14 protein-coding genes are annotated in these 20,623 nt (G+C 64.9%); 6 read left to right on the forward strand and 8 right to left on the reverse strand.

Annotated elements, in window-relative coordinates:
• Positions 1-150: 150 nt before the first annotated feature.
• Entirely contained in the window at positions 151-1,377 is a 1,227-nt protein-coding gene (locus tag AQ619_RS14715) for a serine hydrolase domain-containing protein (protein ID WP_062149238.1), read from the reverse strand.
• 325 nt (positions 1,378-1,702) lie between these two features.
• Between AQ619_RS14715 and AQ619_RS14720 the strand changes: the two genes are divergently transcribed.
• Positions 1,703-2,932: a TetR/AcrR family transcriptional regulator gene (locus tag AQ619_RS14720; protein ID WP_062149241.1), complete on the forward strand. Its 1,230-nt coding sequence runs from the start codon at positions 1,703-1,705 to the stop codon at positions 2,930-2,932.
• A 90-nt stretch (positions 2,933-3,022) separates the two neighbouring features.
• On the opposite strand, the gene AQ619_RS14725 is transcribed toward AQ619_RS14720, so the two are convergent.
• A complete protein-coding gene (locus tag AQ619_RS14725; RefSeq protein WP_062149244.1) occupies positions 3,023-6,007 on the reverse strand; it encodes a TonB-dependent receptor in 2,985 nt (994 codons plus the stop codon).
• Positions 6,008-6,427: 420 nt separating this feature from the next.
• On the opposite strand from AQ619_RS14725, the gene AQ619_RS14730 reads away from it, so the two are divergent.
• Genes AQ619_RS14730 through AQ619_RS14745 form a run of 4 tightly spaced genes read left to right on the forward strand, consistent with a single transcriptional unit; the run spans position 6,428 to position 12,670 of the window.
• Entirely contained in the window at positions 6,428-6,988 is a 561-nt protein-coding gene (locus tag AQ619_RS14730) for a MarR family winged helix-turn-helix transcriptional regulator (RefSeq protein WP_236849486.1), read from the forward strand.
• A complete protein-coding gene (locus AQ619_RS14735; protein WP_062149250.1) occupies positions 6,985-8,478 on the forward strand; it encodes an efflux transporter outer membrane subunit in 1,494 nt (497 codons plus the stop codon). The genes AQ619_RS14730 and AQ619_RS14735 overlap by 4 nt, the downstream gene beginning before the upstream one ends.
• 11 nt (positions 8,479-8,489) lie before the next feature.
• Positions 8,490-9,548 (forward strand): efflux RND transporter periplasmic adaptor subunit, encoded by a 1,059-nt coding sequence (locus AQ619_RS14740; protein WP_236849487.1) that lies wholly within the window; start codon positions 8,490-8,492, stop codon positions 9,546-9,548.
• Entirely contained in the window at positions 9,548-12,670 is a 3,123-nt protein-coding gene (locus tag AQ619_RS14745) for an efflux RND transporter permease subunit (protein ID WP_062149256.1), read from the forward strand. Before AQ619_RS14740 ends, AQ619_RS14745 begins: the two co-directional genes overlap by 1 nt.
• Positions 12,671-12,717: 47 nt before the next feature.
• Here the strand turns inward: AQ619_RS14745 and AQ619_RS14750 are convergent, their stop codons facing one another.
• The 5 genes from AQ619_RS14750 to rpsL form a co-directional block, all read right to left on the reverse strand.
• Positions 12,718-14,253 carry a M20/M25/M40 family metallo-hydrolase gene (locus AQ619_RS14750; RefSeq protein ID WP_062149259.1) on the reverse strand — a complete coding sequence of 512 codons (1,536 nt, stop codon included), beginning with the start codon at positions 14,251-14,253 and terminating at the stop codon, positions 12,718-12,720.
• A 152-nt stretch (positions 14,254-14,405) separates the two neighbouring features.
• A complete protein-coding gene (gene tuf / locus AQ619_RS14755) occupies positions 14,406-15,596 on the reverse strand; it encodes an elongation factor Tu (protein ID WP_062145518.1) in 1,191 nt (396 codons plus the stop codon).
• Between the two features lie 76 nt (positions 15,597-15,672).
• Complete coding sequence (fusA, locus tag AQ619_RS14760; protein ID WP_062149262.1) at positions 15,673-17,751, reverse strand: elongation factor G; 2,079 nt, start codon at positions 17,749-17,751, stop codon at positions 15,673-15,675.
• Between the two features lie 105 nt (positions 17,752-17,856).
• Positions 17,857-18,330, reverse strand: coding sequence for a 30S ribosomal protein S7 (gene rpsG / locus AQ619_RS14765; protein ID WP_007661568.1), 474 nt, complete (start codon positions 18,328-18,330; stop codon positions 17,857-17,859).
• A gap of 11 nt (positions 18,331-18,341) precedes the next feature.
• Positions 18,342-18,713, reverse strand: coding sequence for a 30S ribosomal protein S12 (gene rpsL, locus AQ619_RS14770; protein WP_007661566.1), 372 nt, complete (start codon positions 18,711-18,713; stop codon positions 18,342-18,344).
• A 411-nt stretch (positions 18,714-19,124) separates the two neighbouring features.
• On the opposite strand from rpsL, the gene AQ619_RS14775 reads away from it, so the two are divergent.
• Entirely contained in the window at positions 19,125-19,751 is a 627-nt protein-coding gene (locus tag AQ619_RS14775; RefSeq protein ID WP_166504270.1) for a hypothetical protein, read from the forward strand.
• A gap of 2 nt (positions 19,752-19,753) precedes the next feature.
• Here the strand turns inward: AQ619_RS14775 and AQ619_RS14780 are convergent, their stop codons facing one another.
• Positions 19,754-20,554 carry a hypothetical protein gene (locus tag AQ619_RS14780; protein WP_166504271.1) on the reverse strand — a complete coding sequence of 267 codons (801 nt, stop codon included), beginning with the start codon at positions 20,552-20,554 and terminating at the stop codon, positions 19,754-19,756.
• Between the last annotated feature and the right edge of the window lie 69 nt (positions 20,555-20,623).

Consider the following 20,623-nt stretch of genomic DNA (forward strand, 5'->3'; position numbering starts at 1 on the left):
CGACTTGCAAGCGTCCCGCCAATTCGAAGTCATGGATTTTTACGCGGACGCGGCGCGTTGTGGCCAACGTGTCGAACTAGGTAAAGCGCACTTCGGCGCGGGAGCCATGCTCCCGCGCCGCTTTCTTTGCGCGCCCCCCAAGGAGCCTGACTAGGCGGCGCTTTCCGTAAAGGCTGAATAGACCAGGGTGCGCAGCTCGCGCCGGATGGGATAGGCCGAGGACGGCATCAGCTGGGTCATGAACACCACCGCCAGGTCTTCGACCGGATCGATCCAGAAGGCCGTCGAGGCCATGCCACCCCAAAAATACTCGCCATGCGAGCCGATGTTCTTGGTCCGCGCCTGATCGACAGTCATGGCGAAGCCAAGGCCAAAGCCCAGGCCTTCGAATACCGCCTCGCTGAACAGCGACTTGGAGAGATCCGTCAGTTCCTTGCCACCCGGCAGGTGGTTCATGGTCATCAGCTTGATGGTCTTGGGGCTGAGCAGTCGCGCGCCGTCCAGTTCGCCACCGTTCAGCAGCATGCGGCAGAAACGCATATAGTCGTCAGCCGTCGAGACGAGCCCGCCGCCACCCGACTTGACCGACGGATCGGTCAGGAAGCGGCTCTTTTCCGGATCGTCCTGCAGGACCACCTTGCCTGACGGCGTCAGGGCGTAGCAGGCGGTAAACCGGGCGCGCTGGCTCTCCGGAACATGAAAGCCCGTATCGACCATCTTCAGGGGATCGAAGATGCGGCTCTTCAGAAAGGCGTCAAAAGGCTGGCCGGAAATGGTCTCGACCAGATAGCCGAGCACGTCCGTGGCCACGGAATAGTTCCAGGATTCGCCGGGCGTGAATTCCAGGGGCACCGTGGAGAGCTTGTCGACAAAGTCCTGCAGGCCGCCGTCGCTGTCGATCCCGTCCAGCTTCAGCTTGCGATAGGCCGCATCGACATTGGTGCGCTGCTGGAAGCCATAGGTCAGACCCGCCGTATGGCGCAGAAGGTCCAGCATGCGCATCGGCTCGCTGGCGCGCTTGGTCTGGAAAGCGCCCAGGACGCCCGCCTGGAAGACGCCGAGGTCGCGCCAGGCCGGGATGTAGCGATGGACCGGATCATCGAGGGAGACCTTGCCCTCCTCGACCAGCATCATGAAGGCGACGCTGGTGACGGGTTTGGTCATCGAATAGATGCGAAACAGGCTGTCGGCCTGCAAGGGCTTGCCGCGCTCGACATCGGCCGAGCCCAGAACCGAGCTATAGGCCAGCTGGCCACGTCGCCAGACCTGGGTCAGGGCGCAGGGCAGCTTGCCGCTGTTGATGTACCGCTCCTGGATGAAGGTCTCGATGCGACTCAGGCGCTCCGACGACAGGCCTACGGCTTCCGGCGTGCTCATGGATACAGTCTCCCCTGGGATCGCCCCCGGATCGAAGGCGTTGTTCTTGTTGGCAGCGAGGCGTCCGGCCGTGATCGGCACCAGGTCAGCATCGTGCGTGGCTATTCAAAACGAAGCAGGGTCCGTGGGCAAGGACTTGCGCACTACAGGGTCCGCCGGCCCGCAAAAACTCGGCATTCTGCAACAGGCCTGAAAAACAGGCGCACCAAAGCTCTGCTAAGGAGGAGATAATCGGAGGGCAGCCTTTGCGCTGCCGCTGGGGACGCCTAAATTGGAGGCAGCCGCCCAGCGACCGGCAAAATCGGCATTTCGGGGACCCCGCCTTATGGATGACGGACGGATCGCAGGTGCGGCCACCGCGCGCTATGCGCGGAAGAAAGAGGCGATCCTCGCCGCCGCAACCGCCATCCTCAATCGCCAGGGGGTGCGCGGCATGACCCTGGCCGACGTCGCAGCCCGGGTGGGCCTGATCACCACCAGCGTCACCTATTACTACCGCAAGAAGGATGATCTCGCCGCGGCCTGTTTCCTGCGTGGCCTGGAACGGTTCGATGCCATGATCACCCAGGCAGCGGTCCAGCCTGATCCACCATCACGTCTGAAAACCTTCATCGACCTGTATCTTGATCTGAACCGGCGGGTCAGGCTGGGCGAGGCCACGCCCCTGACCAGTTTCACCGAGATCAAGGCCCTCAAGGAACCGCTGCGCTCATCGGTCTCCCAGGCCTTCAACGACCTTTTCCGGCGGGTGCGCGGCTTCTTCGAGGGCGAGGGCTTCGAGCACCTGGAGAAGCGCGAACGCAATGCCCGCACCCATCTGCTGATGGAGCAGGTCTTCTGGTCGGGCACCTGGTTGCGGCGCTACGATCTGGATGATTACGACCGCGTTCGGGACAAGATGTACGACATCCTGGTCGGCGGCCTGGCCGCGCCGGGGCGACTCTGGTCGCCCGCCGCCCTGCCCGATCCAACGCCGGTCTCGCCCGACGGCCTGGAATGGCGTGAGACCTTCCTGGTCGCCGCCACCCGGCTCATCAATCAGCGCGGCTATCGCGGCGCGTCCGTCGAGGACATCTCCGCGGCCCTGAACGTCACCAAGGGCTCTTTCTACCATCACCACGATGACAAGGACGCCCTGGTGGTTGAGTGCTTCCAGCGCACCTTCGCAGTGATCCGCAAGTCGCAGGTCGATGCCCGCGCCGGCCAGGGGACATCCTGGGACCAGGTTTCGGCCGCCACGGCGGCGCTGGTGGCCTATCAGCTGTCAGACCATGGTCCGCTGCTTCGCGCCTCGTCGATGGGGGCCCTGCCGACGGACATCCGCCATGAGATGGCCGAAGGCTATGGCCGGGGCTCGGAGCGCTTCGCAGCGATGATCTCGGACGGGATCGCTGACGGCTCGATCCGGCCCGTCGATCCGATGATCGCCGCCCACATGATCAATTCCATGCTCAATGCCGCCGCTGCCCTGGGAGCCTGGGTTCCCGGTGTCGAGCGTGATGAGGCGGCAGGGCTGTTCGCCCGCCCGCTCATGATGGGGCTGTTCACAGCCTAGTGGCCGTTACGGGACGCTCTGGCGCTATCGCCAAAAACAGAAGCGCGCCCCAGATGGGACGCGCTTCCGTCTTGATCGCTCCAGCGCGAGTTAGAACTTCTTGCGCAGTCCAACCTTGTAGGTCCGGCCCAGCGGATCCCCGGTGAAGGGGTCATAGGCGAGATCCAGACGGGCGTAGGACGGGTCCTTGTCGAACAGATTGGTGATCGCGGCCGTGACCGTCGTGTCCCAGGGCAGGAAGACGCGATAGGCCAGATCGGTCAGGACCTGGGCGTCGATCTTCTTGCCCCGGGTGATCTGGACGCCTGCTCCGGTCGTGTCCTTGTAGGCATTGGCCGCAAAGGGGGCCGTACGCTGATCGGTGTACGAGTCGATATAGTGGACCGTCAGGCGCACATTGTGCGGCCCCATGCTCCACTCGGTGTGAACGTCACCCTTCCACTGCGGGATTGGCACGACCGTGGTCTGGTAGTTGAGCAGGCCAACGGCGTCGAAGGCCTTCTCGACCACCACACCCTCGACGCTGGTGGCTCCAACCTTGTACTCAGCGATGTAGGTGGCATTGCCCCCGACCGCGAGATCGCCGCCAAGGACATTGCTGAACTCGTAGTCGACCGCAAAGTCGAAGCCGGAGTTCTTCACCGCCGCGCCATTGATGTAGTTGGTCTTCAGGCGCGCGATCGTCGTCGGGGGACCGCAGACACCGTTGAAGGTGAACCGCGCCGCCAGGGCCGGATAGAGCGCGCAGTTATTGGCCCCCGCGGCACCGTTCGGATAGAGGGCATTGACGATACCGGCCACGGGCTCGGTGACGATCGGGTTTTTGAAGTCGAACTGGAAGTAGTCGATGCTGGCTTTCAGCTTGCCGTGGCTGAACAGCAGGCCGGCATTGTAGGTATTGGCCTTTTCCGGATTGAGGTTCGGATTGCCGAAGATATCGACCGCCCGGAACGTGCCCAGAATGCTCTGCAGTGATGTCACCGAGGTCGTGGTGGTGATCGGATCCGGCGGCCCGCGGAAGGTGGAACCGGCGGAGCCCCGCACGGCCAGCCAGGGCAGGGCCTGCCAGCGCGCAGAGATCTTGGGATTGAAGGTGTCACCCACCGCGCCGCCATAGTCTTCAAAGCGGGCCGCCAGCTGGACCTGGAAATCGTCGGTGAAAGGCACCGACAGTTCGCCGAAGGCGGCCATCACATCAGACTGGTTGTCGGCCTCGTTGCCCACGCCCAGGAACATGAAGGGCCCGTTGCGCTGCGAACCGGTGCAGGTCGTGACGCCAAAGTCCGGCGTGTTGACGCAAGGATTGATCGCCGCATTGCTGATGTCGTTATAGTCGGCCTTGAAGTAGGTCCGGCGATACTGAACGCCCGCCGCCCAGGCGACATCGCCGCCGCTGAGGCTGATGGCGGTCTTGCCGTTCAGAACCGCTTCACCGACGAACAGTCGCGAGGACTGCTTGGTCGACAGCTTCTGGAAGAACCACTTGGCCAGGTCCTTGTTGACCGCCAGGGCCGAGTTGTAGGCCGGATTGGCGACGCCGGTGACGGCATTGCTCGGGATCGCGCTGGCAAACGGGTTGAAGTACATGCAGCCGCCGACGCCCGCAGTACCCTGGATACCGGGCAAGGTGGGATTGCTGTCGCAGGTTGGGCCGCCGAGGCCCTGCAGGGCCAGGGCGTAGCGGTTGACGAGGGTGTCATAACCCGTGCGGATACCGATCTCCTGGGAGTAGGTCAGAGCCATTTCCCAGCCGATGCCGTTGTCGAATTCGCCCTGCAGATCACCAGAGACCCGGAACGCGTCGAAGGCGCGCGAGCCGATCGAGGGGCCATAGCCGAAGGCCGGGTTGCCGCCGATCCCGAAGGGCCGGTTTGCCGCGTTGATGGCCCCGAAGGCAAAGATGGACCCCGGCGCCGAAAACTGGGTGCCGTTGACCAGATTGGTCAGCTGAACGGTCGGATTGGCCGCGATAAAGGCCTGCAGGCCCGGATTGGTCGCCGGAACAATGTAGCGCCCGGCGATGGGCGAAGCTTCCGCCGTCGGCACGGCCAGTGCGGCATAGGACGGTGAGGTGTTCCAGTCAGGGACGTCCGTATGGGCATACAGCACTTCGACATGGAACTTGGTCTTGTCGGACAGGTTGGCGTTGATCTCGCCATAGATCTGCACCGCGTCCGACTTCTCGACGAGATTGTCGAACGGGGTGTAGTGCCAGTAGCAGACCGGGGTCAGGCCGCTGAAGCCCGGGAAGCCGCCCAGGCCGCCGCAGCCCGGATCACGCATGCCACTGGTCGTGCTGGCCAGGGGAATAAAGGTCGAAGGGCTGCCCGCCGCCGACCAGCCGGCTTCCGGATTGTTCAGATAGGGGGTGTTGGCCCAGTTGCGCTCTGCCACGCTCAGTTTGGAGCGATGCTGCCAGCCCGCGCTGACCAGAAGATTGCCGTTGTCCCAGATCTTGCCGAAGGTCGCGTTCAGGCCGTAGTCGCCGTCCGAGCCATTGATGACCCGGTAATCGGCGCCCACCTCGAGCCCATCGACATTCCGCTTGGTGATGAAGTTGACGACGCCGGCGATGGCGTCCGAGCCATAGGTCGCTGCCGCGCCGTCCTTCAGGACTTCCAGCCGTCCAATGGCCGCCGCGGGGATGATGTTGGTGTCGACGATCCCTGCCCCGGCCGCACCGAACGGATTGATCGCCAGGCGCCGGCCATTCAGCAGCACCAGAGTGCGTTGCGAGCCAAGGCCGCGAAGATTGACCGAGCCCGAGCCTTCCGAGCCCTGGGCCCGGCTGTCGAACTGGTTGGTGTCACCCAGAACCCCACTGGAAACCGACAGGGCCTTGAGGAGTTCGACCGTGGAGGGAGAGCCACGCTTCTGCAGTTCTTCGGCACCGATCACATCGACCGGAAGGGCAGCGTCCTCAGGCGTACCCCGGATGAAGGAGCCGGTGACGACGACCTCTTCGACCTGTGTGGATGCCGCATCGGGCCGGGTCTGGGCGTGCGCCGCCCCGGCTGTCAGGGCGATGGCCAGGGCCAGTGACGAGCCGCCGCGCAGGAACACGGTTCTATTCATTATGCTTCCCTCCCTCGTTTGCTTTTTTGATGCTTATTTTAGGGGGCCTTGGTCGATCTCAGTCGTCGGGACGCCTTGCAATACAGGTCGCTGACCAGATCATCCCGTCGAGGAAGAAATCTGGCACCGCAGCATTTTCGAAACCTGATGATGCACCGCACATAACCGACACGCCTGGGATCTCCCTGAGCCGGATACCGGAAAACGCAAGCATACTGCCTCACAAGACGGAGCAAGGCGGGTCACGAACCTGAATTCGAACACCCGTTTCGATGATGCGGTATGTTTTTGAGGGACGCAACTGTCTCTCTGCCGCGCGAACGCCCAAGCCGCCTTCATCATGCCGGGCCGGTGATGCTCCGATGGCGGCATATCTCTAAGCATCTTGATTGTTAAGTTGCTTAGAGATATGCCGCGAACATGATTTGCGATTCAGCACCGTCCGACTGCATGCCCCGGGCCGCCTATGCCGACAGGCTCAGCGACCCCATCATGCAACGCCTGAAGGCGATCTCGTTTCTGAACCTCGAGATCGGCAAGAAGATCGGCGAGACCCTGGGGGTCAATGTCACCGACATGGCGGCGATGGAGCTGTTGATCGACGCGCGCACCCTGACGCCGAGCCAACTCGCCACTCAGCTGAAGGTGACGACTGCTGCAGCCACCCAGATCGTCGACCGTCTGGAGCGGGCCGGCCATGTCACGCGCGAGCGAAAGACCATCGACCGTCGAAAGATTTTCGTCGCGCCCGTGGAAGCTTCAGAGGTCAGGGCCTTCGCGCTGCTTGCTCCGATGCTCGATGCCCTGAGCGGCGTGATTTCCGACCTCACCCCCACCGAACGCAGCGTCATCGAGACCTTTCTGGACAAGGTCGTCGACATCTACCTCCAAGCGTCGGGGCCACCGTCCCCGTCTCCTGATCCGGTTGAACCTGATGACGCCTCCCCCACTGTCCCCGAGCGCCCGAGTACTGGCAGATGAAACCTAGCAAGACTGTCAGGCGACCTGGATCAGGCGCGAGCCTGTCGGCCCTGGCCCTTACGGGGCTGGTCCTGGCCGGCTGCGCGACCGACCCTCGCCACACAGCCGAGACCCGATTGCCCGCCACCTATGAGGGCGCGGCTGGAGCCGCCCTGCCCGACCAGGTGCTGGATCGCTGGTGGCTGGTTTTCAACGACCCCGCCCTGAGCGCGCTGGTAGATACCGCCCTGACCCAGAGCCAGGACGCCCGCCTGGCGGCAGCGCGCCTTGACGAGGCCCGGGCCGTACGACGCGGACAGGTACGGCAACTCTACATCCCCTCCACGCCCCTGACCGGCTCCGCCAACCGCAGCAGCACGGACATCATCGACCAGAGCGGGCCTGGCGGCTTTACCCAGGGCGGGGACAGCGAAAACTACAGCGGCAGCTTCGATGTCAGCTGGGAACTGGACCTGATCGGTCGCCGCCGAGCCGCCATGGGCGTCGTAAGCAACGATCTGGCCGCCAGCCGCTTCGCCTATGAAGGCGCTCGCGCCGCCCTGGCTGCCAGCGTCGCCCAGTCCTACTTCCAGGCGCGGGTCCTGGCCGTTCAGCTGGACGACGCGAGGGAGAGCGTCCGCATCGCCAGGGCCCTGGCCGATCTGGCTACCGGCCGCGTTGCCCGAGGTCTTTCACCGGGATCCGATGCGGATCGAACGGCCGCTGACCTGGCCCAGGCCGAGGCCCAGGCCGCCAGTCTTGAGGCGGAGCTGCAGGTTGCCCGCCGCAGTCTGCTGATCCTGGTCGGGCGGGGCATTGATCCCCTGGCCAGCCTGCCTGTGGCGGCGACCCTGGCCGATGCGCCCCCGACCACGACGGCCCTGCCCGGTACCCTTCTGGCCCGACGCCCGGATGTGCGCGAAGCCCAGGCCCGGCTGGCCTCGGCCTCTGCCAATCTGAAGGTCAATGAACTGGCCCTCTTCCCGACCTTCACCCTGAGCCCGGGCGTCGGATTGACCAAGGCGGTGTCGCCCAGTTTCCTGACGCCCGGATCGACATCCTCGACCACCAGTTCCGCTTGGTCGATCGGCCTGAACCTGTCGATCCCGGTGCTGAACATTCCCAAGCTGCTGGCAGATATTGACGCCCAGGACGCCCGCACGGAACAGGCGGCCCTGGCCTATGAGAAGACGGTGCAGGCGGCCTTCGGCGAAACCGAAGGTGCGCTACTTCAACTGTCCGCCGACCAGCGTCGGGTCGCCCTGCTCAGCGCCGGCGAACGTCGCGCAGCCACGGCCTACGAGGCCGCCCGCCGGGGCTATGCCGCCGGACTGAGCGACCTGACCTCGACCCTTCAGGCCGAGCAATCCTGGCGCGCCGCCCGGACGGGACTCAATGGTGCTCGGGGTCAGGCGCTGCAACGCACCGTCCAGACCTACAAGGCCTTGGGCGGCGGATGGACGCCATCGCCGAACCCCTCGGCCACTTCCGAACAAACCTCTTCGCGATGAGATCCGCTCCGATGAAACGCCCCCTGATCGCCGCCCTGCTTCTGACGACAGCCCTGGGCCTGACCGCCTGTGGCGACAAGCCGGACAAGTCCGCCAAGGCGACCGCCGCCAGCCCGGCGCGCGCCGTCACGGTCGGCCGCGTGGAAAGCCGTTCGCTGGGGGCCGGGTTCGAAGCCTCGGGCCAGCTGGTCCCGCGAGAGGAAGCCGCTGTCGGTTCCGAACTGGCCGGCTATCGTGTCGCCCGCGTCTATGTCGAGGAAGGGGCCTATGTCCGCGCCGGACAGCCGCTGGTCCAGCTGGACGATACCTTGCTGCGAGCCCAGATCGCCCAGCAGGCGGCCCTGACGGCCCAGGCCCAGGGCGAGGCGGCCCGGGTCGCCGGGCTCGACGGCCAGGGCGTGCTCAGCCAGGAACAGATCGAAAGCCGCCGCTATGCCGCCAAGGCACAGGAGGCCGCCCTGGCGGAACTCAAGACACGCTCCAGCCGCATGACCATCACGGCTCCCGTAGGCGGGCGCGTTCTGGAGCGGACCGTCCGACCCGGCGAGATCTCGGGCGGCGCAGCCGCACCCTGGTTCCGCATCGCCCGTGACGGCCTGGTCGAACTGGATGCCGAGGTCGGCGACGCCCAAATGTCCGCCGTTGCCGTCGGTCAGTCTGCCCAGGTGCTCCTGCCCGATGGTCGCACGACCTCTGGTGTTGTCCGCCTGGTCAGCCCCCGCATCGACGCCGCAACGCGTCTGGGAAAGGTGCGCGTTCGCTTGCCCAGGGACACAGGCCTTCGCCCTGGCGGCTTTGGCCGGGCCACCTTCGCGCCGTCAGGCCGCAAGGTGAAGGCCGTGCCGGAAACCGCGATCCGCTATGACGCCGAGGGCTCGTCCCTGGTCACCGTCGACGGGTCCAACCGCGCTCGCCAGACTCCGGTCCGCACCGGCCAACGTGGCGGTGGCTGGGTCGAACTGCTCGATGGGCCGCCCGTCGGTGCCCGAATGCTGCTCGGCGGCTCGGCCTTCACCCTCGACGGTGATCTGGTCAAGCCGGCTGACGCCAATGGCAAGGCCGCGCGCTGATGGCCAATGTTCGCATCTCCGCCTGGTCGATCAAGAACCCGATCCCGGTCGCGGTTCTGTTCATCGCCCTGATCCTGGCCGGCATTGCCAGCTACATGATGCTGCCGATCAAACAGTATCCCAATGTCTCGTTCCCGCTGGTGGCGGTGACCATCACCCAGAGCGGCGCAGCCGCGGGCGAGATGGAAACCCAGATCACCCGTCAGGTGGAAGACGCCGTCGCCGGGATCTCTAACGTCAAGAGCATCCGCTCTTCGGTCGTCCAGGGCGTCTCGACGACGTCGATCGAATTCGAGATCGGCGAAGACCTGCAGAAGGCCACCGACGAGGTCCGCTCCAAGGTCGATCAGGCCCGCGCCCTGCTGCCCCGCGAGATCGACGAGCCGATCGTCCAGCGCATCGATCTGGATTCGCTGCCAATCATCACCTACGCGGTCTCATCGCCGACGATGACGATCAGCGAACTGTCCTGGTTCGTCGACGACACGATCAGCCGCAGCCTGCAGGGCGAAAAAGGCGTCGCCCAGGTCGCGCGGGTTGGCGGGGTCAGCCGCGAGATCAACATCGTCATCGATCCCGACCGGATGGCGGCCGCGGGCCTGACGGCACCCCAGCTCAATGCGGCCCTGGCCAGTTTCAGCCTGGACGCCCCCGGCGGCCGGCTGGCGATCGGCGCGCGTGAACAGACCGTCCGTGTCCTGGCCGCCGCCCGCACGGTCGAGCAACTGCGCGCCCTGACCATTCCCACGGCCGGCGGCCGGTTCGTCCGCCTGACCGACGTGGCCGAGGTCGGCGACGGCGCGGGTGAGGCGCGGTCCTTCGCCCGTCTCGACGGCCGCCCCGTGGTGGCCTTCCAGGTCAGCAAGACCAAGGACGCCAGCGACGTCCGCGTCGAGGACGGCATCAAGATCGCCATCGAGAAGATGGTCCAGGCCCATCCCGACGTCACCTTCACCAAGATCTATTCGATCGTCGACGACACCCGAGCGAGTTTCGAGGCGACCCGAACGACCCTGCTCGAAGGCATGTTCCTGGCCGCCGTGGTGGTGTTCCTGTTCCTGCGCGAATGGCGGGCCACCGCGATCACCGCCATCGCCATGCCGATGTCGCTCATCCCGACCTTCATCTTCATGGCGGTCATGGGCTTCTCGCTCAATGTCGTGACCCTGCTGGGCCTGACTTTGGTGATCGGCATCCTGGTCGACGACGCCATCGTCGAGATCGAGAACATCGAAAAGCGCGTGGCCGCCGGGGAAAGACCCTATGCAGCCGCCATGGTCGGGGCCGATGCCATCGGCCTGGCCGTCGTCGCCACCACCTTCACCATCGTCGCGGTCTTCGCGCCCGTGGCCTTCATGCCGGGCATCCCGGGCCAGTTCTTCCGGGAGTTTGGCCTGACGGTTGCCGTCGCCGTGCTGTTCTCTCTGGTGGTGGCCCGCCTGCTGACCCCGCTGCTAGCGGCCTATTTCCTCAAGCCGGCCGCCCACCCGCGCCCGCGCAAGCCGTTCAAGGGCCTGTACCGAGACGTCCTGGAATGGGCGCTCGATCACCGGATCGTGGCCTGCATCATCGGTGGGGTGATCTTCGCCTTCTCGATCGCCATGGCCGCCGGCCTGCCGGCCGGCTTCCAGCCGCCGGCCAATAACAACTACTACTACCTGAAGGTCCAGGGCCCTCCCGGGGCCACGGCCGCCGACATGGATCGCGCGGTCCAGTCGATCACCAAACTGTTCAAGGCGCGACCGGAGACGGCCCACGTCTTTGCTCAGGTCGGCTCGGTGATCGCCGCCAGTGGCCCGGGCGGCGGATCCGGCGGCAGCGACCTGCGCGACGGCACGGTGACCATTGTCCTGCACGATGAGCGCGAGCTCCGCGTGCCGGAAATCAAGGCCCTGATGCGGGAGAAGCTGCTCGACCTGCCGGATGTTCGCGTCAGCCTGCTGAGTGACGACGGCTCGGCCGAGGTCTCCACCATCCTGACCAGCGAGAACGGCGAAGCCCTGGAGCGTGCCGCCCTGACCCTCGAGCGTCAGATGCGGGGCCTGAAGACCATCGCGGATCCTCGCCCGGCCTCACCGCCTAGCGGACCGGAAATCGTCATCCGCCCCCGCCCCGACGAGGCCGCCCGTCTCGGCGTCTCACCGGCCGATATCGCCGCCATCGCTCGCGTGGCCTCGGTCGGCGACATTGACGCCAATGTCGCCAAGCTGACGGACGGCGAGCGCCGCCTGCCGATCCGGGTGCGTCTGGATGACAGCACGCGGGGCGACCTGGCCCGGATCAAGGCCCTGCAACTGCCGACCGCATCCGGCGGCTATACGCGGCTCGACGCCGTGGCCGATGTCGAGTTCCAGGCCGGTCCGGCCAAGATCGAACGCTTTGGCCGCAAGCGCCAGCTGACCACCGAGGCGGACCTTCAGCCCGGCGTCGTCCTTGGCTCGGCGACGGTCGAGGTCGACAGTCTTCCGATCATGAAGAACCTGCCAGCCGGCGTGGAAAAGGCTACCGGCGGCACGGAAGAAGCCATGGGCGAGCTGTTCGGCGGCTTCGCCATCGCCCTGCTGTCGGCGATCTTCCTGGTGTTCGGCGTGATGGCCCTGCTGTTTGGCAGCTTCTTCAAGCCGATCACCATCATGTCCGCCCTGCCCCTGGCGATCGGCGGAGCCTTTGCCGGCCTGCTGCTCTGCGGCATGAGCATGTCGATCCCCTCGCTGATCGGCCTGCTGATGCTGATGGGTCTGGCTGCCAAGAACTCCATCCTGCTCGTGGACTATGCGATCGAGGAGGAGCGAGCCGGCAAGCCCCAGCGCGAGGCCATCCTTGAGGCCTGTCGCGAACGGGCCCGGCCGATCATCATGACCACCCTGGCCATGATGGCCGGCATGCTGCCGACGGCCCTCGGGATCGGCAAGGGCGCCGAATTCCGTCAGCCTATGGCCGTGGCGGTGATCGGCGGCCTGATCACCTCGACGGTCCTGTCCCTGGTCCTGGTGCCGGTGGTCTATGAGATCGTCGACGACTTCGAGAACTGGCTGAAGCCCAAGCTGGCACGCTGGACCACGCCACGCGAGGCACCGGTAGCGGCGACGCCGGATGGGGCAATGCCGGTGGATCGGATCTAGAACCAAGGGCCCCGGCGCGAACCGGGGCCCTTTTTCAGATCGGTGCCTCAGCGGATCGAGGCGATCTCGTAGAGGAAATCGACATAGCCCATGGTGGCACCGACCAGGCCTTCGACCTTCGGGTTGGAGGATTCGATCACGTAGTATTCGTTCGGCGCGTGAGCACCGCTGCCGTGGCCCAGACCGAACTGCCCGGCCGGCAGGCCGACGGGCGCAGAGGTGAAGACCGCGCCCGGCCATGAGCCGGCCAGGCGCGGATAGACCGAGGTCTCGACGCCCAGCCGCTTGTAACTATTGAGTTCAGCGCGGATCAGCCGGCTGTTCTCGTCGGTCTCGGTAGGATCGTAGCCACCGCTGACATTGACCTCGATGTCCTGGAAACCGCGCTTGTCGAGATGGGCCCTAAGTTTGGCCACGCAGTCGGCCATGGTCATGTTGGGCACCAGGCGCAGGTCGATCTTGGCGACGGCACGACCCGGCAGCACGGTCTTGCCGCCGGGGCCGGTATAGCCCGAGACCAGACCCTCGATATTGATCGTGGGCTGCGAGGCCAGGCGCTCCAGGGCCTTTTCCCACGGCAGGTCGTCGATCCAGCGATCCACCCCCAATGCCCGCTTGGCATCAGCCTCGCTCATGCGCTGGGCCGCCAGGCCGATCAGTTCGCGTTCGCGCGCGGTCAGCGGGCGCACCTTCTCGAAATAGCCGTCTATCGCGGGCGTATTGCCATCCGGGGTGACCAGGGTGGTCAGGGCCTGGACCAGTCGCCAGGCGGGGCTGTCGACCCTGGCCTTCTCGCTGGAATGGATATCGGTCCGGGGACCCCGTCCCCATTTGGCTCCGCTGGCCACCAGTTCGAGCTCGACTATGCCCTTGGCCCCCAGATTGACACTGACGCCACCATTGCTGGGGCTCTGCCAGCCCGCGGGAATGACCACGCCCTCGCAGCGCTTCAGCGCCGCCAGAATGTGTGGCCGGCTGACGATCTGGTGGAAGTGCGGACTGCCGATCTCTTCCTCGCCCTCGCAGACCAGCACCAGATTGACCGGTGACTTACGGCCGGCCGCGCGGAGGGCGTGGAGCGCGGCGAGGAACGCCGCTTCCGGGCCCTTCTGGTTGACGGCCCCGCGACCCACGATGACCTTGCCGAAGCCCGGCTTGTCGACGATGCGCGCCTCCAGCGGCGGCGAACTCCACTCGGCGGGATCGAACTGCTTCACGTCGTACATGAAGTAGATGCCCATCCACCGCTTGGCACCGACGTCCAGGGTGGCGAAGACCCCGGGGTGGCCATCGGTCGGGACCTTCTCGACCTGTTGGAAACCGGCATCGCGGGCCAGGGCCATCATGTAGTCGGCCCCCTTGTCCATGTCGCGATTCTCGGCGGCGATGGACGGCAGGGCGATCCAGTCCTGGATGCGCTTGACCGAAGCGTCGAAGCCGGCTTCGGCGGCCTTGCGGACGGCCGCCAGGTCCCCGCTGGCAGCGAAGGTCAGGCCCGGCGTGAACAGGGTGAAGGTAGCGGCCCCGGTCAGCAGCGTTCGGCGATCCTGGACCAGGCCAGTGCGCTTTGATGTGTTGGTCATGTCGTTCCCCCCGCGATCAGGCGTCGCGGGATTAGAACCGGCTACACGGCGAGCGGCAAGCGGTTCGGGAACCTTGGGCTAGGCAAGCAAAAGGCCCCGGCGTTTCCGCCGGGGCCTTCGCTTAGATCAGCTTGTCGCTGAAGACCGGTCGATTACTCGACGATCTTGGCAACCACGCCGGCGCCGACCGTACGGCCGCCTTCGCGAATGGCGAAGCGCAGGCCCTGGTCCATGGCGATCGGGGTGATCAGCTCGACGTCCAGCTCGGCGTTGTCGCCCGGCATGATCATTTCCACGCCTTCGCGCAGCTTGATGATCCCGGTGACGTCCGTCGTGCGGAAGTAGAACTGCGGGCGATAGTTGGTAAAGAACGGGGTGTGACGGCCGCCTTCTTCCTTGTTCAGGATATAGGCCTCAGCCACGAACTTCGTGTGCGGGGTGATCGAACCCGGCTTGCAGAGAACCTGGCCGCGCTCGACGTCTTCGCGCTTGGTGCCGCGCAGCAGAACGCCGACGTTGTCGCCAGCCTGGCCCTGGTCCAGCAGCTTGCGGAACATTTCGACGCCCGTGCAGGTCGTCTTCTGAACCGGACGGATGCCGACGATTTCGACTTCTTCGCCGACCTTGACGATACCCTTTTCGATACGGCCGGTGACCACGGTGCCGCGGCCCGAGATCGAGAACACGTCTTCGACCGGCATCAGGAACGGCAGGTCCAGCGGACGGGCCGGCTGCGGGATGTAGTCGTCAACCGTCTGCATCAGCGCGAAGATCGACTCTTCACCGATCTTGGGGTTGCCACCGTCGATGGCGACCTTGGCCGAGCCCTTGGTGATCGGAATGTCGTCGCCCGGGAAGTCATAGGACGAAAGCAGCTCGCGCACTTCCATCTCGACCAGTTCCAGCAGCTCTTCGTCGTCGACCAGGTCGACCTTGTTCATGTAGACGACCAGGGCCGGAACGCCGACCTGACGGGCCAGCAGGATGTGCTCGCGGGTCTGGGGCATCGGGCCGTCAGCGGCCGAAACCACCAGGATCGCGCCGTCCATCTGCGCCGCGCCGGTGATCATGTTCTTCACATAGTCGGCGTGGCCGGGGCAGTCGACGTGGGCATAGTGACGGTTGGCCGTCTCATATTCCACGTGCGCGGTGTTGATCGTGATGCCGCGGGCCTTTTCTTCCGGCGCAGCGTCGATGTCGGCGTAGTTCATCGCCTTGCCGCCGCCGGACTTGGCCAGCGTGATGGTGATCGCAGCCGTCAGCGTCGTCTTGCCATGGTCAACGTGACCGATGGTGCCGATGTTGCAGTGCGGCTTAGTGCGTTCGAACTTTTCCTTGGCCATTTTTCTCTACCTTCGGACCCCAAACCCCTCAAAAAGTGGGGGGGCCTGCAATGAATGGGGAATATCTGGGGTTAACTTAGGCGTACTTCTTGATCACTTCGTCGGCGACGTGTTGCGGCACCGGCTCGTAGTGATCGTAGACCATGCTGAACTGGGCGCGGCCTTGCGACATGCCCCGCAGGGTGTTCACGTAGCCGAACATGTTGGCCAGCGGCACGAAGGCGTTCACCACCGTGGCGTTGCCGCGCATGTCTTGACCCTGGATCATGCCACGACGGCTGTTGAGGTCACCGATGACCGAACCCAGGTACTCTTCCGGGGTCACGACCTCGACCTTCATGATCGGCTCGAGCAGCTTGGGAGCGCCCTTTTCGCGCAGCTCCTTGAAGGCGGCGCGCGAAGCGATTTCGAAGGCTAGGACCGACGAGTCGACGTCGTGGTACTTGCCGTCGGTCAGGGTGGCCTTGAAGTCGATCAGCGGGAAGCCGGCCAGCAGGCCGTTGTCCTTGACGGAGTTCAGACCCTTTTCGACGCCCGGGATGTATTCCTTGGGCACCGCGCCACCGACGATCGAGTTTTCGAACACGAAGCCCGAACCCGGCTCGCCCGGCTCGAAGGTGATCATGACGCGGGCGAACTGGCCCGTACCACCGGTCTGCTTCTTGTGGGTGTAGTCGATGTCGACCTTGCGGCCCAGGCTTTCGCGATAGGCAACCTGCGGCGCGCCGATATTGGCTTCGACCTTGTAGGTCCGCTTCAGGATGTCGATCTTGATGTCCAGGTGCAGTTCGCCCATGCCCTTCAGGATCGTCTGGCCGCTTTCGAAGTCGGTCGAGACGGTGAAGGACGGATCTTCAGCGGCCAGCTTTTGCAGGGCGACGCCCAGCTTTTCCTGGTCAGCCTTCGACTTGGGTTCGACGGCGATTTCGATCACGGGCGCCGGGAATTCCATGCGCTCCAGGATCACCGGCGACTTCAGCGGATCGCACAGGGTGTCACCGGTGCGGGTTTCCTTGAGGCCGGCCAGGGCGACGATGTCGCCGGCATAGGCTTCCTTGATGTCTTCGCGGTTGTTGGAGTGCATGAGCAGCATGCGGCCAACGCGCTCGCGCTTGTCGCGCGTGGCGTTGAGCAGGCCCATGCCGGTTTCCAGCTTGCCCGAATAGATGCGGCAGAAGGTCAGCGAACCGACGAAGGGGTCGTCCATGATCTTGAACGCCAGAACCGACAGGGGCTCTTCGTCCGAGGCGCGACGCACGACTTCTTCTTCGGTCTTGAAGTCGATGCCCTTGGTCGGCGGGATGTCCAGCGGCGACGGCAGGTAGTCGACGACGGCGTCCAGGAGCGTCTGCACGCCCTTGTTCTTGAAGGCCGAGCCGCAGAGGATCGGATAGAAGGCACCGGTCAGAACGGCCTTGCGCAGGCACTTCTTGATGACTTCTTCCGAGGGCTCTTCGCCGCCCAGATAGGCTTCCATCGCCTCGTCGTCCATTTCGACGGCGTTCTCGACCAGATAGGCACGGGCCTCGACAGCCTTGTCCATCAGGTCGGCAGGGATTTCTTCATCGCGGAAGTTGGCGCCCAGGGCGTCGTTGTCCCAAACCACGGCCTTCATGCGGACCAGATCCACCAGGCCGCTCAGCGAGGTTTCCGAGCCGATCGGGAACTGGATCGGAACAGCCTTGGCGCCCAGGCGATCGCGGATCGACTCGACCGACTTGTCGAAGTCGGCACCGATCTTGTCCATCTTGTTGACGAACACGATGCGCGGAACATTGTACTTGTCGGCCTGGCGCCAGACGGTTTCGGTCTGGGGCTCAACGCCGGCATTGCCGTCCAGAACGGTGACAGCGCCATCGAGCACGCGGAGCGAGCGTTCGACTTCAATGGTGAAGTCGACGTGCCCGGGGGTGTCGATGATGTTCAGGCGCTTGCCGTTCCAGAACGCAGTCGTCGCGGCCGACGTGATCGTGATGCCGCGCTCCTGCTCCTGCTCCATCCAGTCCATGGTGGCGGCGCCATCGTGGACTTCGCCGATCTTGTGCGACTTACCTGTGTAGTACAGGATCCGCTCGGTCGTCGTCGTCTTTCCGGCGTCGATGTGCGCCATGATGCCGAAGTTACGGTAGTCTTCGATTTTATGCTGGCGGGCCATGATGGAGCTCTGCGTAGCGCTGCTGTGAGGCAGGGACATTTAAACGTGCGGCGCGGGCGGTTTATCGCAAACCGCCCGCGCCTGAAAGAGTGCTGGTAAGAAAGCTTACCAGCGGTAGTGCGAGAACGCCCGGTTGGCTTCAGCCATCTTGTGGGTGTCTTCGCGCTTCTTCACCGCGGTGCCGCGGTTGTTGGAAGCATCGAGCAGTTCACCAGCCAGCTTTTCGGTCATGGTGTTCTCGCCACGCTTGCGCGCAGCGGTCACCAGCCAGCGGATGGCCAGGGCACGACGACGGTCCGGACGGACTTCCACGGGCACCTGATAGGTGGCGCCGCCAACGCGACGCGACCGGACTTCGATCGCCGGGGCGACGTTGTCCAGGGCGGAGTGGAAGGTCTCAAGCGGACCTTGGTCCTTGCGCTTGTTTTCCAGGATGTCGAAAGCACCATATATGATGTTTTCGGCGACGGCTTTTTTGCCCTCATACATCACATAGTTCATGAACTTCGTGACGATCAGATCTCCAAACTTGGGATCCGGCAGGACTTGGCGTTTCTCGGCGCGACGGCGGCGGGACATTCTTCTTTTCCTTACTTCGGACGCTTGGCGCCGTAGAGCGAACGACGCTGCTTACGATCCTTAACACCTTGGGTGTCGAGGACGCCGCGCAGGATGTGATAGCGGACGCCGGGCAAGTCCTTGACGCGGCCGCCGCGGATGAGCACCACCGAGTGCTCCTGCAGGTTGTGGCCTTCGCCCGGGATGTAGCAAACGGCTTCAATGCCGGTGGTCAGACGGACCTTGGCGACCTTACGCAGAGCCGAGTTCGGCTTCTTCGGGGTCGTCGTATAGACGCGGGTGCAAACACCGCGACGTTGTGGGCAGCCCTTGAGGGCCGGCACCTTGTTCCGGACCGGCTTAGGCTGGCGCGGTTTGCGGATGAGCTGGTTGACGGTAGGCATTAAGTCTCTGCTCTGATGGAAGCGTGTGCCTTTCGGCCGGGGCGCTTCAGGTCCTAGTCATGTAGTCCGGCTTGCGAGACTCCAAACGGAGACCCAATAAACACGAAACTCGCCGGGACGCGGAAAGCGTTCCGGCGGGCTATCCGTCGGTTGGGGACGGGCGCTTACCAGGACAGGCACAGGGCCCGCCTCGAAAGAGCGCGGTATTTACTCGCGAAGTCGATCCGCGTCAACGCCAGTGATTGCACCGGTTAATAGCACCTTAACGGCCACGCTTTCGCCACCTGGCGTCGCCATTGTCGCCTCGGGCTTCCCTTTTGTGTCGAGTGGCGTTTGGTCCGGTCAAGGTCGCATTCAAATCGGGTCGGACGCGGCCTCCTGCTCGCCGGATCGGTAGCAGCCCATGCGCTCGTGCTGGCGTTGCTGGCCCTGCCCCAGGCCACAGCATTCCTCGACCGCTCGGACGACGAGGACGCCCTGACGGTGACCCTCGTGCGGCCGCAGAGGCCTCTGACCACGGCGAGGTCACAGCCGGTGAACGCCAGCAGCGTGGATGGCCGCCCCCTGGCCGTGCGGCCCAGTCCCCGTTTGCCGGCCCTGCCGGTACCGCCGGGCGTGCCCACCCTGCCGACGCTTCCCGCCATCGGGACGGGCAACGCTTCAGCCCCGCCGCCGGAAGGTCCGCGCGGAGACCTCCGGACGGCCCTGAGGTCAAGCGGCGTCGGTTGCGCCAATGGCACTGCTGTCGGGCTGAACCGACGCGAACAGGAACGGTGCGACGAGCGCTGGGGTGAAGCGGCCCGCCGGGCTCCGCTCTACTCCGAGGCCCCCATGGATCCAGCCAAGCGGGCCGCCTTCGACCAGATCGCCGCCGGCCAGGCCGCCGCCCGGCGCTACCGTCAGGCCCCGATGGGACCTGGCGTGGATCATCGCAGCCGCGATGGCCCCGGTCAGGTCAAGGAGATCCCGTTCGTGATGGGCAACACCGACGGCATCGGGCGCAAGAAGTCGGACGAGAGCCTGGGCATTCGACGCTGAGATTAGGCCTTGGGTCGCATGACCAGCCAGGGCGTCGGACCGGCCCGCCATTCCCAGAGGGCCAGCACCATGTCCAGATGGCTCCGGTGTGTCAGAACCGGTGGCAAGTCTGCCTTGCCAACCTCCGGGTCCAGCCGTCGGATGTCGTGGCTGGCAGCGAACCGCTCCATGATCCGGTCCGTGACCCCCGGGCGGAGGCCGGGATGGGTCTCGACAATCAGGTTATAGCCCGCCAGGGCGGGATAGAGATCCGGCCGCAGGAGATCGTCCTCGGCCCCCTCGGCGTCGATAAACACCAGGATACGGCCCTTGTCCTGGAAGGTCGCGAAATCGGTACCGTCAAAGGCCCCACGGATGACGACCCGATCCGCCACGCCATTGGCCTGGGCCAGGAAGCCGCAACGCCGACGGGCGGTTTCGTCGATGTCATAGGCGTTGACGATGGCGTCCGGCATCAAGCGGGCCAGGCCGACGGCATAATAGCCTTCCGCGCAGCCGATATCGATGACGTGATCCAGTCCGGCCGCCGCGAAGGCCAGCAGGTCGGGGTGAAGCTCGCGCTCATAGACACCCAGCAACCTGGGCAGAAGAGCGCCTTCGGCAGCATTGACGACATAATCCAGGCCGGAAAAGGGACCGGACCGGACCTGCAGGCCATCAGCGGCGAGCGTGTTGACCCAGAGTTGCGTGCGCCATTTGACGGCCGTCATCAGGGATTTGGCCAGCAATTCCTCGTCCGACAACTGGTCAGATTTGGCGACGAGGTCCCTGAGCCGCGCCGCACTGTCTGATGTCAAACCCATTGTGGCCGGTCCCCGAGGCGATGATCTCCAGATCTAAACCCATGGGCGAAACGCGGAAAGCCCGGGATC

Source organism: Caulobacter henricii (assembly GCF_001414055.1).
In the GTDB taxonomy this organism is placed as follows: domain Bacteria; phylum Pseudomonadota; class Alphaproteobacteria; order Caulobacterales; family Caulobacteraceae; genus Caulobacter; species Caulobacter henricii.